Origin of the sequence: Bacillus cereus group sp. Bc031 (assembly GCF_027716265.1) — a bacterium.
Lineage (GTDB): Bacteria > Bacillota > Bacilli > Bacillales > Bacillaceae_G > Bacillus_A > Bacillus_A paranthracis.
This window is the reverse complement of record NZ_JAQFUL010000012.1, coordinates 32,722-47,810: the sequence shown is the minus strand read 5'-3', so window position 1 is coordinate 47,810 and position 15,089 is coordinate 32,722. Positions and strand designations below refer to the sequence as shown.

Genomic DNA, 15,089 nt, shown 5'->3' with positions numbered 1-15,089 from the left:
TATTTTTCCTTTTTGTTTGATTATGAAGAAAAAGGATAAACTAAATAAGAACATTTTCATTGAAAAATTGTTCAAGATTGCATACAATCAATATAGTTTTTAAATTCCTATCAGAATACTTGGAGGATTACCATCATGAAGAAATTATTTTCAGTGCTTGCAGTAACTACATTAGCGATCGGGATTGTAGCCGGCTGCGGTAAAGAAGAGAAAAAAGATACAGCTAGTCAAGACGCGTTACAAAAGATTAAACAAAGCGGTGAACTTGTAATTGGTACAGAAGGTACATACCCACCATTTACGTTCCACGATTCAAGCAATAAATTAACTGGATTTGACGTTGAACTATCAGAAGAAGTTGCAAAACGTTTAGGTGTAAAACCTGTATTTAAAGAAACGCAATGGGATAGCTTACTTGCTGGTTTAGATGCAAAACGCTTTGATATGGTTGCAAACGAAGTTGGTATTCGTGAAGATCGTCAAAAGAAATACGACTTCTCTAAACCATACATTTCATCTTCAGCGGCATTAGTTATCGCAAAAGATAAAGATAAACCTGCTACATTTGCTGATGTAAAAGGATTAAAAGGAGCACAATCTTTAACAAGTAACTATGCAGATATTGCTAAGAAAAACGGTGCAGAAATCGAAGGTGTAGAAGGATTTAGCCAAGCAGCAGAACTATTAGCTTCAGGGCGCGTTGATTTTACAATTAATGATAAGTTATCAGTATTAAATTATTTAGAAACGAAAAAAGATGCAAAAATTAAAATTGTAGATACAGAAAAAGAAGCGTCACAAAGTGGATTCTTATTCCGTAAAGGTAGCACTAAGCTTGTACAAGAAGTAGATAAAGCGTTAGAAGATATGAAAAAAGACGGTACGTATGACAAAATAACGAAAAAATGGTTCGGTGAAAATGTATCTAAGTAGTGCATTGGTTTCAGATCGATTGTCTACTTGGGTAGATATTATGCAGTCTTCCTTCATGCCGATGCTGAAGGAAGCTGTTTTTACGACAATTCCATTAACGCTTATTACATTTATTATCGGTCTTATACTTGCGACGTTAACGGCGCTTGCACGTATTTCAGGTAGTCGTATTTTACAATGGATTGCTCGTATCTATGTATCTATCATTCGCGGAACGCCACTTCTTGTACAGTTATTTATCATTTTCTATGGTCTCCCAACTCTTAATATTGAAGTTGAGCCATATACAGCAGCAGTTGTTGGATTTTCATTAAATGTCGGTGCGTATGCATCTGAAATTATTCGTGCTTCTATCCTTTCGATTCCGAAAGGGCAGTGGGAAGCAGCTTACACAATTGGGATGACATATCCGCAAGCGTTAAAACGTGTTATTTTACCGCAAGCAACGCGCGTATCAATTCCGCCGCTTTCGAATACATTTATTAGCTTAGTGAAAGATACTTCATTAGCATCGTTAATTTTAGTAACAGAAATGTTCCGAAAAGCGCAGGAAATTGCGGCAATGAACTATGAGTTTTTAATTGTTTATTTTGAAGCAGGTCTTATTTATTGGGTTATTTGTTTCTTATTATCAATCGTACAACAGATGTTAGAAAAGCGTTCAGAACGCTATACATTAAAATAATCCTTTTACAAAAGGAGTTTTTGTTTTTATGATTTCAATTCAGCACTTACAAAAAAGTTTCGGAGATAATACCGTACTAAAGCATATAGATTTAACAGTTGAGAAGGGCGAGGTTGTTGTTATTATCGGGCCGTCTGGATCTGGTAAAACGACATTCCTGCGTTGCCTTAACGTATTAGAAACGCCAAACGCTGGTCATATTCGTATCGGTAATAAAGAGCTTAACTTCTCTCAAAAAGTAACGAAGAAAGATATTGTCAACCTTCGTACGCAAACAGGTATGGTATTCCAGCACCATAATCTATTCCCGCATTTAACAGCACTTCAAAATGTAATGGAAGGGCTCGTTACAGTGAAAAAGATGGGGAAAGAAGAAGCGAAGAAAAAAGCAAACTATTTCCTTGAAAAAGTGGGTCTAGCAGATAAAGTGGATTTATATCCGTTCCAATTATCAGGCGGACAACAACAGCGCGTTGGAATTGCTCGCGCGCTTGCGATGGAGCCGGAAGTGTTACTATTTGATGAACCGACGTCAGCACTTGATCCTGAACTCGTTCAAGAAGTTCTGAAGGTCATGAAAGAACTTGCTAAAGAAGGTATGACGATGGTCATTGTAACGCACGAAATGCGTTTTGCACATCAAATTGCGAACCGTGTTATTTTCATGGATGGCGGTGTCGTTGTCGAACAAGGTACACCAGAAGAAGTATTTACAAATCCAAAAGAAGAACGTACGAAGAAGTTTTTACAAATGTTGCAATAAATGAAGGAAGGTCTCAAGGCATATGCCTTGAGACCTTTTTGCCATATATATTTATTTGTGGAATCCGCCAAGGCTTTGCTCAGCCATTGCAACTAGACGTTTTGTGATTTCGCCACCAACAGAACCGTTAGCACGAGCTGTAGAATCTGCTCCTAATTGTACACCAAATTCTTGAGCGATTTCGTACTTCATTTGGTCGATTGCAGCTGTTGCTCCTGGTACTCCTAATTGATTTGAAGAATTTTGGTTTGCCATAGGAATATATCCTCCTTAGAGTTATAAAAATTTTTTTGGTTGGACTAGCTGGAGTTGAACCAGATTATCGCCCCGTTTGGCGCTAATCCATCGGTAATTAAGTTTGTACTCATAGTATGGATGTTACCTAGAAAGATATACGAAATAATAATTTGTAAATTTTGTAAAAAAAATCTTAGTGATTTCGTAAATTATGAAATAAGAGTAATCGTTTTATTTTTTAGAAAGAAGGTAAAACTAAGAGCGATATGAAATATATTTTTCTTTTTGTATCCTGCTATTTTGAGGTAAATGTAAGTAAGAACGGGGCAAGACGCTCCTATACGTAGCTAGATACAATTATATGGAGGAATCGTGATGGGAATTTGCCCGCTTTGCAACGCATTAGAATCACAAACATATTCTTGTCAAAATTGCCAAAGTATACTCCAAGATTATGGGAAGGCTGTAGATTACATAGACGATTATAGTGCGTATATGGACCAAGAATTATTAAGTGCAGTAGATGGATTGACACATAATAATTCAAATGAATATTGCAATCATATTTTTTATTGCGGAGTATGTAACGTGGAAACAGAGTTTGTAGTAAAACTTGTGTAAATAGAAAACTTCCACCTTATGAATGAGGTGGAAGTTTTTGTTTTTGTATTTGTGAGTGAATCATAGGAGACGGAATATGCTCGTTGTTTGAGGAAGTCTCTGATTTTATTTGAGACATTTTTTCTTTTGTATCGCGCAAAGAGTGTTCAGTTAAGTAGATGGCATATTCGTAAAATAATTGGCGCGTTAGTTCACTCTGTTCTTTTAACTTGGCATCTTGGAATACAGTTCGCCCTGGTTTAGAGTTTGCTTCAAAGAGCCACGGGTTTTCCTGCGTGTCTAAACCGATATCAAAACCGATTTCTCCAATATTCCCGGTTACTTGTTCATCGAGTGCGTAACTAATTTGTAAGGCTGTATGTTTTAATTTATTTTCAATTTGAATTTGTTTCGTTGAATCAGGAAAAAGTTCTTGCAGCAATTTCGTATCGCCACCGCTATTTACATGCGTTGTTAAGCTACCTTTGCCAGCAATTTTTGCGACGATTGCACTGACCATCCATTGGCCGAAATGATTTTTATTTGTATGAATGCGGAAATCAACAGGCTGCCCATCGAAGCGTAGCAAGGAGATACCTTGTTGTACGATAAACTTTTTTAAATCATGTCCTTTTAACACATGGTTCAGAAGCGTTTCTAATGATTGGTACTTTCTTAGTTTATTTTCTTCATTTTCGCGATAACGACAGTAGTAGCAATTCTCTGTTTGGGAATAAAATATTTGATGAATGTTTCTACCGAAGCTACCATGAATCGGTTTCATATAAACGGATTTATACGTTCCGAGAAATCGTTCCACTTGTTCGAAGTGCTGAAATGTTTCTGTGTTTGGTAATAACGGCATAATGGATTCATCTTTCATAAGAAGTTGATGCACTTCCCATTTATTAAAAAAACCTGGGTTAAACCATGGAATCGCATAGTCATGCTCTAACTTTCTTTTTGCTCTTACGATCGGTTTATAATTTTCGGCTTTCCGATTTGGTAATCGATCGTAAATGACATTCGGTAAAGGGACTTTTTTCTTTATCCACTTTTCCTCTTGAAAGAAATACCCTTCAATTGTTTCGTCTTCCCAGTCTATATGTTGCACACCAAAAACGAATACAAATGGTCGTAAGGTGAATGGTGGAGTTAGTAACTCGCCAAGAGATGTGGAACGGTTCCCTAAAGGATTAGAAGCGTCATCGTTAAAACCAGTCGTGAAAATCCCGATTAATGGTCCGAAAATAATCGTTTCATTTTGTGTGAATGTATGGATAGTAGTGGAATGAGGCAGTAAAAGTTTTTCAGCAATTTGTTTTCCAATTATGATTTCGCGAGTAAAGGAATAATGAATTTTTACATCTTCACTTGCAACATGGCGTAGGCCGAAGGAAAGGGATGTAATTGGTGGTGTAATGGAAAAAATATAAGGTAAAGTAATACTATTTGGATTCTCGTCTGAAATGTTGAATGTATATATGTGCTCTTTCAAAATAGACTTACCCCCTTTCTTTATGGTGTAAAGCGACTAAATTGTAATGGTCCGTGATATATTTTTTCGGCTAATGAATCACTATGGCGAATGTAATGTTCGTACGGGGGAATCGTGTTGACATACATAAGCCAAATTGCCCCTTTTTGATCCATAATAGTGGAAAGCTCTAGCTCGAATAATGAAGAATAAGATGCATCTAGCGTTTGAAACACTTCATTTATAATGTCTTGTAAAGCGTCTTGTAACAATTGTACACCGGTACTAGATAGTACGTATTTAATTTTTGAAAATGCATGCAGGGAGGAATCATCGGTTGCCGATAGTAAAAGTTGATTCGGAAATGAACTTTTTTGTATAAACTGACCGATAACGTTCCACTTCTGTTCTTTATTTTTTTGTAAAATGGTTCGAATATGGAGTGGGTATGTTAATTGATTTGGAGGTTGCAGCATTGTATGCGTGATGTAACGTGCTGATCGTATATGAGATTTGTACCAAGATATAAATTCATCAGTTCGTTTAATTGGAGTAGAAGTATGGTAAGCATCATTTATCGTATCAACATGAAACGTTTTATTTTTATAAACGACCCGGTACAAACTTTCATTGGAATGTGCGTTAGTAGGACGTATAATAATATCTTTTGTTTTTAATAACAGTTTGAAAACGTTGTGTATCGTTGCTATTTCAAATTTTGGTATATAAGGAGATAATTTTTTATTCGTGAGAAATACATCATGTAGTTCGCTTAAGTCAATGAGTGTGTTATTTAAAAAGGTAGTGGAAGCACGGTTGTGTAATGAGCGAATAATTGACTTTGCTTTTTCGACGTTTGTTTCCTCGTTAAAAGAAGAACGATCGTATATATAAGAAGGAATAGGGAATATTTGCTCTTTCCATTTTCCTGTATCTGTATCATAAATCAGACCAGAAATAAGATCTGTTTTAGGATCAATACCAAACGGCGTAAACTGGGCAACGACATTATGATAAAGCCGAGCGCGTTTAGCGATTTCGGTGTAATACGTTTGCTCATAATGAAGGTGAGAAGTTAAAATACCGAGAACCAACGAAATCACTCCTTTACTAACAAAATGTTGGCATAATAGGCGAAGCTATATATTGCAAATACGTTTTTATACCATTATACTTTTGTCCGTATGATGATATGCTATAGTTTTGGAGAAGCGAAAGGTTGATTGTAATGAATATATGGTTAAGTATGTTAACGACGACAGGGCTCGGAGCAATTATTGGAGGATTTACAAATCATTTAGCAATAAAAATGTTATTTCGTCCTCATCGCCCTATGTATATTGGGAAGTTTCAAGTGCCATTTACACCAGGATTAATTCCGAAGCGCCGCGATGAGCTTGCTGTTCAATTAGGGAAAATGGTTGTCGAACATTTGTTAACACCAGAAGGAATCGGCAAGAAGTTAACAAATGAAGAGTTTCAAAAAGGTTTAATCCACTGGGCACAAGTAGAAGTAGATAAAGTAATGGCGAATGAACAGTCACTGCGACACATGTTAGAAAAATGGGACGTAGCGCATGTAGAAAAAGAAGCAACTGAGAAAATCGAACAGGTGATTACAGAAAAGATTCAGGCATTTTTAGAAGAGTACTATACATATACATGGGAACAAGCTTTACCTCATTCTGTTCATGAAAAAATAGAGAATGCAATTCCAAATGTCTCGGCGTTTATTTTAAAGCGAGCAATTCATTTTTTTGAAAGTGAAGAAGGGAAATCTCGTCTTTCAAAAATGATTGATGATTTCTTTGCTTCTAGGGGGACATTGCTTAACTTAGTCGGAATGTTTTTAGGGAATGTAAGTGTAGTGGATCGTGTGCAGCCTGAGGTTATTAAGTTTTTAGGGCAAGATGGCACAAAGCAGCTTTTAACTGAAGTACTGCAAAAAGAGTGGGAGAAGTTAAAAGGAAGAGATGTAAAAGAATTAGAAACGTTTGTAGAAAAAGAAATGATTGTAAGCTCTATATTGTCAGCAGTTAAAGTGGAGGAAACAGTGAGCAAGTTTTTAAATCAATCTGTGCAGCAAGTATGTGAGCCAGTTCGAGAAACAATTATGGAAAAGGTAGTCCCAAGTGCAGTAACGAAAGGCTTGAAGTGGGGAGCAGAAAACGTAGCGAGTATACTAAATAATCTCCACTTGGCTGAAATTGTGCAGCAAGAAGTGTCCACATTTTCCACGGAGAGACTAGAAGATTTAGTGCTGTCCATTACAAAAAATGAACTGAAAATGATTACGTATTTAGGTGCCTTATTAGGCGGTATGATTGGAATTGTGCAAGGTTTATTACTGTTGTTTCTGAAATAATAAAATACGTACATACAAATAAAAGTGAAATTTCTTCACATCTCTTGCATAGTTTGATATGGTAAGAAGAGGTGCGTATGTAAATGCACGTAAAAGGCAGTGCGTATGATAAGCGCTAGCCTTCTAAAGGAGGAAAAATAAAATGACAAAAAACATTCATGATGTAGCATATGAATTACAAAAAGCAATCGCTGAAAACGATGACTTCAAAACGTTAAAAGAGAGCTACGCAGCAGTTCAAGCTGATGCAGCTTCAAAGAACTTATTCGATGAGTTCCGCACAATGCAACTTAGCCTACAACAAAAAATGATGCAAGGCCAAGAAATCACTGAAGAAGACAACCAACAAGCACAAGAAGTTGTAGTTCGCATTCAACAAGATGCTAAAATTACAAAGTTAATGGAAACTGAGCAACGCTTAAATGTTGTAATCGGCGACGTTAACAAAATTATCATGAAACCACTTGAAGAATTATATAGCGCGCAACAACAAGCGTAATGAGAGAAGACGCTCCTAGTATAGGGGCGTCTTTTTTATTTGTTATTTCTTGAAATACTTCGTTTCAATGTTTTTCTCCCTCAAAAACTTTTCAATCTCTTTTTGCTTTCTTCCATTCACTTTCTCAAAGCGCTTTGTAAAAGAAAAATTGGTTTTGAACAAGTTGCCATCTTCAGCGAGTTTGTCTAGTTCTTGCCCTAATTCTACTGAAAGTGCCGTAGACGCTGAAATGTAATCATGAATTTCCTTTGAAGGCTGTTTATAATCATGAGGGATCGTATTGTTATTAATAAAATTAAGGAAATTCGCATCGTTTTGTTGTGCTAAATCTACTAGTTGTTTTAATTTCTCCCGGTCAGATTCCGTTGCATTCTCGTCAGACATGGCTGACGAAAGTGCAACGATGTTTTCGTATAACTCTCCGCTATAATCTAAATAAGTTTTTATACTTCGTTTCATTTCATCTTCATTAATCGTTTCATTCTTTTTTGAGGAAGTGAATATAGTTTCCGGAATTTTAACCGTAACATCTGTAATAGATTGTACATCGTTTTCTTCCTTAGGTTGTGCACTGTTTGAACAAGCTGATAGAAATAAAACTGTAAGTAGCATGAGTGAATATAAAGTATATTTCTTCATTTTAATCTCCTTTTTTATTCATTAGTGTCTTTGTAAAATAGCTATATTCCATTTCAAATACTTTACTAAAAGTGCGTATATATGTTTGACCATTTGATAACATACGACGGATATGAGTAAACCGACGCAAAAAGCGATGAACACATTATAAACATCGGAATAACTAATTTGATGAAACCCTTTAAAGAATCCTAATCCTATTAATAAAATAGGTGAAATAATTAATACTGGAGTGGCAATGATTAGTGCTAGAAGAAAAGGTAATAAAAAGAGTAGTACGAAAAAGGCGATAAAGATAAAGGCAAAGTTTAAAACACTTAAGCTCATAACAGAAAATAGTGCAGTTATCATATTTTTGAAGCTTCGTTTCTTGTCAGCATTGCTTATTGCATAGGAAACAGTAAGTTCTTTAGCAATAGCTTTAGGGTTTCCTAGTTTTCTAGCAATTTCTTCTTCACATTTTCCATCTTGTTTACCACTAATAAAATGAGTTTCATACTCTGAAATAATATCCTCCTTTTCTGAATTAGGTATATTCCGTAGGGAGGAACTAAGTTGGCTTAAAAACTCACTTTTGTTCATTGCGATCACTTCCCTTTATAAAATAATGAATTATAGCTGAGAATCCGCTCTTTGTTGAGAGGGGGATATACTAACTACGAATGTCATTCCAATTAATGGGTGTTCCAATATTTACAAATATATCATTTAGTAGTGTTCTTTGCAAGGTACTGTAAACATTTTGGTACCGTGATGAGATGGAAGTTTTTTAGATTTTTTCGAGAAAATATGAAAATATTATTTTAAGATAAATAAAGGGTTGTAAGCGCATTCCTTAATGAGTGTCATAAAACTGTCAAATTCATATCGTTGGAAAAATAATGCATTTGTAATATAATGATAAATAATACTTCACCACGTTAATTAACCAGGTGAAGTTTAAAATCTTTATTACACAAATTATGAAACAAAGGAATGGTTAGTTTGAGTACAGGTGTAAAAGCAAACGACGTGAAGACAAAAACAAAAGGAGCAGATCTTGTTGTTGATTGTTTAATTAAACAAGGTGTTACACATGTTTTCGGTATTCCAGGAGCGAAGATTGACTCTGTATTTGATGTACTGCAAGAAAGAGGACCAGAGTTAATTGTTTGTCGTCATGAACAAAATGCAGCATTTATGGCAGCTGCGATTGGTAGATTAACAGGAAAACCGGGCGTATGTCTTGTAACTTCAGGACCAGGGACATCAAATTTAGCGACAGGTCTTGTTACTGCGAATGCGGAGAGTGATCCCGTTGTTGCTTTAGCTGGTGCAGTTCCGCGTACAGATCGATTAAAACGTACGCACCAATCTATGGATAATGCTGCACTATTCGAACCAATCACAAAATATAGCGTAGAAGTAGAGCATCCTGATAATGTGCCAGAAGCATTATCAAATGCATTTCGAAGTGCGACTTCCACAAATCCAGGCGCTACTTTAGTAAGTCTTCCGCAAGACGTTATGACTGCGGAAACGACTGTAGAGTCTATCGGTGCGCTTTCTAAGCCACAGCTTGGAATCGCTCCCACACATGATATTACATACGTAGTAGAAAAAATAAAAGCAGCGAAATTGCCGGTTATTTTACTCGGTATGAGAGCAAGCACAAATGAAGTGACGAAAGCTGTTCGTGAATTAATTGCGGATACAGAACTTCCTGTCGTTGAAACATATCAAGCAGCTGGTGCGATTTCACGTGAATTAGAAGATCATTTCTTCGGCCGCGTTGGATTATTCCGTAACCAACCAGGTGATATTTTACTAGAAGAAGCGGACCTTGTTATTTCTATCGGTTATGACCCAATTGAGTATGATCCGAAATTCTGGAATAAACTTGGGGACAGAACAATTATTCATCTTGATGACCATCAAGCAGATATCGATCATGATTACCAACCAGAGCGTGAATTAATTGGTGATATTGCCTTAACAGTAAATAGTATCGCAGAAAAATTACCGAAACTTGTGTTAAGTACGAAATCAGAAGCAGTATTAGAACGATTACGTGCGAAATTATCAGAACAAGCAGAAGTTCCAAATCGTCCTTCAGAAGGTGTTACGCATCCACTTCAAGTGATTCGTACACTTCGTTCTTTAATTAGTGACGATACAACTGTTACATGTGACATCGGTTCCCATTCTATTTGGATGGCGAGATGTTTCCGTTCTTATGAACCACGTAGATTATTATTTAGTAACGGTATGCAAACGTTAGGTGTTGCACTCCCTTGGGCAATCGCAGCTACTTTAGTAGAACCAGGTAAAAAAGTAGTTTCCGTATCAGGTGACGGTGGTTTCTTATTCTCAGCGATGGAGTTAGAAACGGCGGTACGCTTAAATTCTCCAATCGTCCATCTCGTTTGGAGAGACGGCACATATGATATGGTTGCATTCCAACAAATGATGAAATACGGCAGAACATCAGCTACAGAGTTTGGGGATGTTGATCTTGTGAAATATGCGGAAAGTTTCGGGGCGTTAGGTCTTCGTGTTAACACGCCTGATGAATTAGAAGGGGTATTAAAAGAAGCATTAGCAGCAGATGGTCCTGTCATTATTGATATTCCAATTGACTATCGTGACAACATTAAATTAAGCGAAAAATTATTACCAAACCAATTAAACTAATGGAGGCAGATTTGAGATGACTGTTGCGCAATTAATTGATATTGATGCAAAAAAAACGAAAACGAGTAATGAAGTATATCAAACATCTACAATGCTTGCGCTATTAGATGGTATATATGATGGTGTGATTAGCTTTGAGGAACTAAAAGAACGTGGTGATTTCGGTATCGGCACATTTGATCAATTAGATGGTGAAATGATCGCGTTTGATAATGAATTTTATCATTTACGTTCAGACGGTTCAGCAGAAAAAGTAGAGCCAGAAGAAACAACACCGTTTGCGACTGTAACGTTTTTTGAGAAAGAAATGAGTTATACAGTGGAGCATCCGATGAATCGTGAAGAAGTGGAAGCATTATTACATGAATTAATGCCGAGTAAAAACCTATTTTATGGTATTCGAATGGATGGTACGTTCCGTGAAGTAAGAACGAGAACTGTTCCAAGACAAGAAAAACCGTATACACCACTCGTTGAAGTGACGAAATCACAACCAATCTTCTCATTTGAAAATACAGAAGGTACGCTTGCTGGATTTTGGACGCCAGATTATGCGCAAGGTATTGGTGTAGCTGGATTCCACTTACATTATATTGACGATGAAAGAAGCGGAGGCGGACATGTTTTCGACTATGTTGTTGAAAACTGTACGATCCAAATTTGTCAAAAAGCTCATATGCATTTAGCACTTCCAGAAACAGCTGACTTTATGGCAGCTGAATTATCTAGAGAAAACTTAGAGGATAATATTGCGACTGCGGAAGGTGCAGAGTAAAAAGGGAGAGACTGTTCCATTTTGGAACAGTCTTCTTTTATTTGTAATGTTATTCCTTGTCGAATCGTTGATATATTGTAAGTTACGATAGATATATTCGAAAAATCGTTGATATCGTTCATTTCTTTGAAACAAACGGATGCCCCTCATAATAAAAACGCCACGGATAATGTACAGCTTCTTCTGCATAGTCGATATTAATACGAGGTCCTGCTGTTATTTTATATTGTGATGATATGTGTTCTTCTTCTGGGACGAGTTCAATATGCAATGTGTCACTTTGTAATGATACGCCTCGTTCTTCTAAAGTGATTCCAAGGGCACGACATAATTTTCCAGGTCCGTTCGTTAAGTTTTTATACTGTGCCTTTGTAATGTCTGTTTTGTTGTAGCGCGCTAGTTTTATTTCTTCTATTCCATCTACCGGCTCAAGGGCTCGAATGAGAACACCTTGCGGGGTGCCTACTGGTGCTGTAATGACGTTAAAACAATGGTACATACCGTAAATTAAATATACGTAAGCATGTCCTGGCGCACCAAACATGACTTCCGTACGATCCGTCCGTCTGCCGCCGTAACTATGTGCGGCCTTATCACCCGGACCTTTGTATGCTTCTACTTCAACAATGATTCCACTTCGCTTTATTCCATCTACAATATGAACAAGTTTCTGTCCGAGTAATTTTTTTGCGACTTCTAACGTATCGCCTTCATAAAAGGAAGGTGGTGCCTGCATTGTACTATCTCCTTTACTGAGTGTATATGTATATAGTAAACCAAATTTTCAGTAGAAATTCTAACTCGTTCTATTTGCTACATTTATTTCATAAATTATGGATAGAGTACAACAGCGAAGAGGGGGAGTGCGACATGATTTATCGCTTACTAGCTCTTAACATAGATGGGACACTACTATACAACAACGGAAAAATTGCAAAAGGATTAAGAGAAACAATTGAATTTGTAAAAAGAAAAGACGTATACGTTACATTATTTACGAGCCGGAATTTTCAGTCCGCTCATAAAGTAGCAAAGGCGTTAAAATTAGATTCTATATTAGTGACACATGGCGGTGCTTTCGTTTCAGCAACTTTAGATAAGCCGTACGTTCAAAGAAGATTATCGGAAGAGAAGACATTTAACATTGTGCAAGTATTGGAGCATTTTGACTGTAACGTCCGCATTTCTCATGAACGGTTTTCAATCGGAAATCGTGAGAGAAATACACCAAACTTAATTGCGCGTACTGTGCTATCGAGTGCGGATCCGTTATTTTATCCAGTTCAATTTGTAGATTCGTTAGGTGATGCGCTTCGTGATCATCCAGTCGCGGCGCCAAAAATTGATGTTCTTTTCCAAACGAAAGGTGAAAAAGAAAGAGGACTGAATACATTAAGAAAAGCGTTTCAAGATATAGAGTATATTGAATGTGATTCAAAACGAATAGAAATTTTGCCACAAAATGTATCAAAATTACGTGGATTACAATTGCTTGGAGAGCATTTAAATATTTCGTTAAACGAAATGGTTGCCATTGGAGATAGCATGGAAGATTTAGAGGTTATTGAAAATGTGGGTCTCGGGGTAGCGATGGGGAACGCGCCTGTAGAGGTAAAACAAGCGGCCGACTGGATTACACGTTCAAATAGTGAGAACGGCGTAGAGTATATGATTAAAGAGCATTTCCGCAAGCAATTCCCGCTTCCGTTTTTGAAGAATCATAAAAATACACCGAAACGATAAAGGAAAAACGTAGCTTTTGGCTACGTTTTTTGTTTTTCATTTTTTTATGTATAGGTTAAGGATATACCGAAAGAAGATAAGGTAAAACCTTCTGTATTGACCTGCAAACGCCCTTCAAGTAAACTAAAGAGAGTTTGCAAATGAAAAGGTGATAATGGTGTTAATTTCAATTAAAACGTTACAAGATGATCGTTTTTTACGTCCGCTACAAAATATTGGCGGCTTATTTTTTGAAGATAGTACGATTGGATTTGAACAAGAGGAAGCAAATCTTATCGTTGATATACACATTGAAGAGAATGTGAAAGCATCAGCTCGTTTAACAGATGTTGCGACTGGAAATGTGTATGAAGAAACATTCGCAAAAGATTTATCTGCTTTTACAGATGAAAAAGAGCGTATGAAGCAAGTGAAGCACGTTGTTTCTTATGTATATCTTTCTGTTCTTCAGCAGTTAACTGGTATTGAACAAAGCTGGGGTATTTTAACTGGAGTTCGTCCAACGAAACTTCTTCATAAAATGCTTCAAAACGGTATGTCAAAAGAAGAAGCACACCAAGAACTTCGTGAAAGTTATTTAATTCATGAAGAGAAAATTGAACTTCTTCAACGTATCGTTGATTGCCAATTAGCGGTAGTTCCGGATTTATATCGTTTGAAAGAGGAAGTAAGTATTTATATCGGTATCCCATTCTGCCCAACAAAATGTGCATATTGTACATTCCCGGCGTATGCAATTAACGGACGTCAAGGCTCTGTTGATTCATTCTTAGGTGGTTTACATTATGAAGTTCGTGAAATTGGTAAGTTTTTAAAAGAAAAAGGTGTAAAAGTTACGACGATTTATTACGGCGGCGGTACACCGACAAGTATTACAGCAGAAGAGATGGATATGCTGTATGAAGAAATGTATGAAGCGTTCCCAGATGTGAAAAATGTGCGTGAAGTAACAGTTGAGGCAGGTCGCCCAGATACAATTACGCCAGCGAAGCTAGAAGTGTTAAATAAATGGAACATTGACCGTATTAGTATTAATCCGCAGTCATACCATCAAGAAACATTAAAAGCAATTGGACGTCATCATACTGTAGAAGAAACAATTGAGAAGTATCATTTAGCTCGTGAAATGGGAATGAATAATATTAATATGGATTTAATTATTGGTCTTCCTGGTGAAGGGTTAGATATTTTCAAGCATACGCTAGATGAAACAGAAAAGTTAATGCCAGAATCATTAACAGTTCATACGTTATCATTTAAACGTGCTTCCGAAATGACGCAAAACAAACGTAAATATAAAGTAGCAGGTCGCGAAGAAATTACAGCGATGATGCACGAAGCAGAAGAGTGGACGCAAAAGCATAATTACGTACCATATTACCTATACCGTCAAAAGAATATTTTAGGTAACTTAGAGAACGTTGGTTATGCAATGCCGACGCAAGAAAGTATTTACAACATTGTCATTATGGAAGAAGTACAATCGATTATCGGACTTGGCTGCGGGGCATCAAGTAAATTTGTTCACCCGAAGACAGGTGCAATTACGCACTTTGCTAATCCGAAAGATCCAAAATCATATAACGATGGCTTCGTAAAATATACAGAAGACAAACTGAAAATTTTAGAAGAGCTATTTGCATAAGAAGAAAGGAGCTGTTCCGAGTCGGGACAGCTTCTTTTTTATCTTGTCAGTTTTT

16 protein-coding genes are annotated in these 15,089 nt (G+C 36.7%); 10 read left to right on the top strand and 6 right to left on the bottom strand.

Features of this window, described 5'->3' with window-relative positions; translation table 11 throughout:
• Positions 1–135: 135 nt before the first annotated feature.
• Genes PDQ33_RS07220 through PDQ33_RS07210 form a run of 3 tightly spaced genes read left to right on the top strand, consistent with a single transcriptional unit; the run spans position 136 to position 2,381 of the window.
• Positions 136–933 (top strand): amino acid ABC transporter substrate-binding protein, encoded by a 798-nt coding sequence (locus PDQ33_RS07220; RefSeq protein ID WP_061131389.1) that lies wholly within the window; start codon positions 136–138, stop codon positions 931–933.
• Positions 920–1,618, top strand: coding sequence for an amino acid ABC transporter permease (locus PDQ33_RS07215; RefSeq protein ID WP_000281503.1), 699 nt, complete (start codon positions 920–922; stop codon positions 1,616–1,618). Before PDQ33_RS07220 ends, PDQ33_RS07215 begins: the two co-directional genes overlap by 14 nt.
• Before the next feature lie 28 nt (positions 1,619–1,646).
• Complete coding sequence (locus tag PDQ33_RS07210; RefSeq protein ID WP_000623602.1) at positions 1,647–2,381, top strand: amino acid ABC transporter ATP-binding protein; 735 nt, start codon at positions 1,647–1,649, stop codon at positions 2,379–2,381.
• 51 nt (positions 2,382–2,432) lie between these two features.
• On the opposite strand, the gene sasP is transcribed toward PDQ33_RS07210, so the two are convergent.
• A complete protein-coding gene (gene sasP, locus PDQ33_RS07205; RefSeq protein WP_270755226.1) occupies positions 2,433–2,636 on the bottom strand; it encodes a small acid-soluble spore protein, SasP family in 204 nt (67 codons plus the stop codon).
• Positions 2,637–2,993: 357 nt separating this feature from the next.
• Between sasP and PDQ33_RS07200 the strand changes: the two genes are divergently transcribed.
• Complete coding sequence (locus PDQ33_RS07200) at positions 2,994–3,239, top strand: hypothetical protein (protein ID WP_000510467.1); 246 nt, start codon at positions 2,994–2,996, stop codon at positions 3,237–3,239.
• Between the two features lie 16 nt (positions 3,240–3,255).
• Here PDQ33_RS07200 and PDQ33_RS07195 read toward each other — a convergent pair whose 3' ends face one another.
• Positions 3,256–4,716, bottom strand: a complete 1,461-nt coding sequence (locus tag PDQ33_RS07195) for a YheC/YheD family endospore coat-associated protein (protein WP_270755222.1) — start codon at positions 4,714–4,716, stop codon at positions 3,256–3,258.
• A 20-nt stretch (positions 4,717–4,736) separates the two neighbouring features.
• On the bottom strand, positions 4,737–5,789 hold the full coding sequence (locus tag PDQ33_RS07190; protein ID WP_270393678.1) for a YheC/YheD family protein: 1,053 nt from the start codon (positions 5,787–5,789) through the stop codon (positions 4,737–4,739).
• A gap of 134 nt (positions 5,790–5,923) precedes the next feature.
• Between PDQ33_RS07190 and PDQ33_RS07185 the strand changes: the two genes are divergently transcribed.
• Both PDQ33_RS07185 and PDQ33_RS07180 read left to right on the top strand, forming a co-directional pair.
• Positions 5,924–7,060 carry a DUF445 domain-containing protein gene (locus PDQ33_RS07185; RefSeq protein ID WP_116777217.1) on the top strand — a complete coding sequence of 379 codons (1,137 nt, stop codon included), beginning with the start codon at positions 5,924–5,926 and terminating at the stop codon, positions 7,058–7,060.
• Between the two features lie 142 nt (positions 7,061–7,202).
• Positions 7,203–7,559, top strand: a complete 357-nt coding sequence (locus tag PDQ33_RS07180) for a YlbF/YmcA family competence regulator (RefSeq protein WP_000164606.1) — start codon at positions 7,203–7,205, stop codon at positions 7,557–7,559.
• 42 nt (positions 7,560–7,601) lie between these two features.
• Here the strand turns inward: PDQ33_RS07180 and PDQ33_RS07175 are convergent, their stop codons facing one another.
• Together PDQ33_RS07175 and PDQ33_RS07170 are read right to left on the bottom strand one after the other, a co-directional pair.
• Positions 7,602–8,198 carry an NDxxF motif lipoprotein gene (locus tag PDQ33_RS07175; RefSeq protein WP_071741506.1) on the bottom strand — a complete coding sequence of 199 codons (597 nt, stop codon included), beginning with the start codon at positions 8,196–8,198 and terminating at the stop codon, positions 7,602–7,604.
• 21 nt (positions 8,199–8,219) lie between these two features.
• A complete protein-coding gene (locus tag PDQ33_RS07170; RefSeq protein WP_076873801.1) occupies positions 8,220–8,780 on the bottom strand; it encodes a DUF1700 domain-containing protein in 561 nt (186 codons plus the stop codon).
• Positions 8,781–9,182: 402 nt separating this feature from the next.
• On the opposite strand from PDQ33_RS07170, the gene alsS reads away from it, so the two are divergent.
• Together alsS and alsD are read left to right on the top strand one after the other, a co-directional pair.
• Positions 9,183–10,871: an acetolactate synthase AlsS gene (alsS, locus tag PDQ33_RS07165; protein ID WP_000103515.1), complete on the top strand. Its 1,689-nt coding sequence runs from the start codon at positions 9,183–9,185 to the stop codon at positions 10,869–10,871.
• A gap of 16 nt (positions 10,872–10,887) precedes the next feature.
• Positions 10,888–11,646 carry an alpha-acetolactate decarboxylase gene (gene alsD / locus PDQ33_RS07160; RefSeq protein ID WP_000215032.1) on the top strand — a complete coding sequence of 253 codons (759 nt, stop codon included), beginning with the start codon at positions 10,888–10,890 and terminating at the stop codon, positions 11,644–11,646.
• A gap of 118 nt (positions 11,647–11,764) precedes the next feature.
• On the opposite strand, the gene PDQ33_RS07155 is transcribed toward alsD, so the two are convergent.
• Positions 11,765–12,382 (bottom strand): DNA-3-methyladenine glycosylase, encoded by a 618-nt coding sequence (locus tag PDQ33_RS07155; RefSeq protein ID WP_001148802.1) that lies wholly within the window; start codon positions 12,380–12,382, stop codon positions 11,765–11,767.
• Positions 12,383–12,516: 134 nt separating this feature from the next.
• On the opposite strand from PDQ33_RS07155, the gene PDQ33_RS07150 reads away from it, so the two are divergent.
• Together PDQ33_RS07150 and PDQ33_RS07145 are read left to right on the top strand one after the other, a co-directional pair.
• Positions 12,517–13,389, top strand: a complete 873-nt coding sequence (locus tag PDQ33_RS07150) for a Cof-type HAD-IIB family hydrolase (protein ID WP_000640425.1) — start codon at positions 12,517–12,519, stop codon at positions 13,387–13,389.
• 154 nt (positions 13,390–13,543) lie between these two features.
• A complete protein-coding gene (locus tag PDQ33_RS07145) occupies positions 13,544–15,034 on the top strand; it encodes a coproporphyrinogen III oxidase (protein WP_163072651.1) in 1,491 nt (496 codons plus the stop codon).
• Positions 15,035–15,089 lie beyond the last annotated feature (55 nt).

What these genes read in the sequence shown, in the direction of transcription:
- PDQ33_RS07220 (WP_061131389.1), top strand. Translation starts at nt 136, where the DNA reads ATGAAGAAATTATTTTCAGTGCTTGCAGTAACTACATTAGCGATCGGG.
- PDQ33_RS07210 (WP_000623602.1), top strand. Translation starts at nt 1,647, where the DNA reads ATGATTTCAATTCAGCACTTACAAAAAAGTTTCGGAGATAATACCGTA.
- PDQ33_RS07180 (WP_000164606.1), top strand. Translation starts at nt 7,203, where the DNA reads ATGACAAAAAACATTCATGATGTAGCATATGAATTACAAAAAGCAATC.
- PDQ33_RS07200 (WP_000510467.1), top strand. Translation starts at nt 2,994, where the DNA reads ATGGGAATTTGCCCGCTTTGCAACGCATTAGAATCACAAACATATTCT.
- alsD (WP_000215032.1), top strand. Translation starts at nt 10,888, where the DNA reads ATGACTGTTGCGCAATTAATTGATATTGATGCAAAAAAAACGAAAACG.
- PDQ33_RS07185 (WP_116777217.1), top strand. Translation starts at nt 5,924, where the DNA reads ATGAATATATGGTTAAGTATGTTAACGACGACAGGGCTCGGAGCAATT.
- PDQ33_RS07175 (WP_071741506.1), bottom strand. Translation starts at nt 8,198, where the DNA reads ATGAAGAAATATACTTTATATTCACTCATGCTACTTACAGTTTTATTT.
- sasP (WP_270755226.1), bottom strand. Translation starts at nt 2,636, where the DNA reads ATGGCAAACCAAAATTCTTCAAATCAATTAGGAGTACCAGGAGCAACA.
- PDQ33_RS07145 (WP_163072651.1), top strand. Translation starts at nt 13,544, where the DNA reads ATGGTGTTAATTTCAATTAAAACGTTACAAGATGATCGTTTTTTACGT.
- PDQ33_RS07155 (WP_001148802.1), bottom strand. Translation starts at nt 12,382, where the DNA reads ATGCAGGCACCACCTTCCTTTTATGAAGGCGATACGTTAGAAGTCGCA.
- PDQ33_RS07150 (WP_000640425.1), top strand. Translation starts at nt 12,517, where the DNA reads ATGATTTATCGCTTACTAGCTCTTAACATAGATGGGACACTACTATAC.
- PDQ33_RS07215 (WP_000281503.1), top strand. Translation starts at nt 920, where the DNA reads ATGTATCTAAGTAGTGCATTGGTTTCAGATCGATTGTCTACTTGGGTA.
- PDQ33_RS07170 (WP_076873801.1), bottom strand. Translation starts at nt 8,780, where the DNA reads ATGAACAAAAGTGAGTTTTTAAGCCAACTTAGTTCCTCCCTACGGAAT.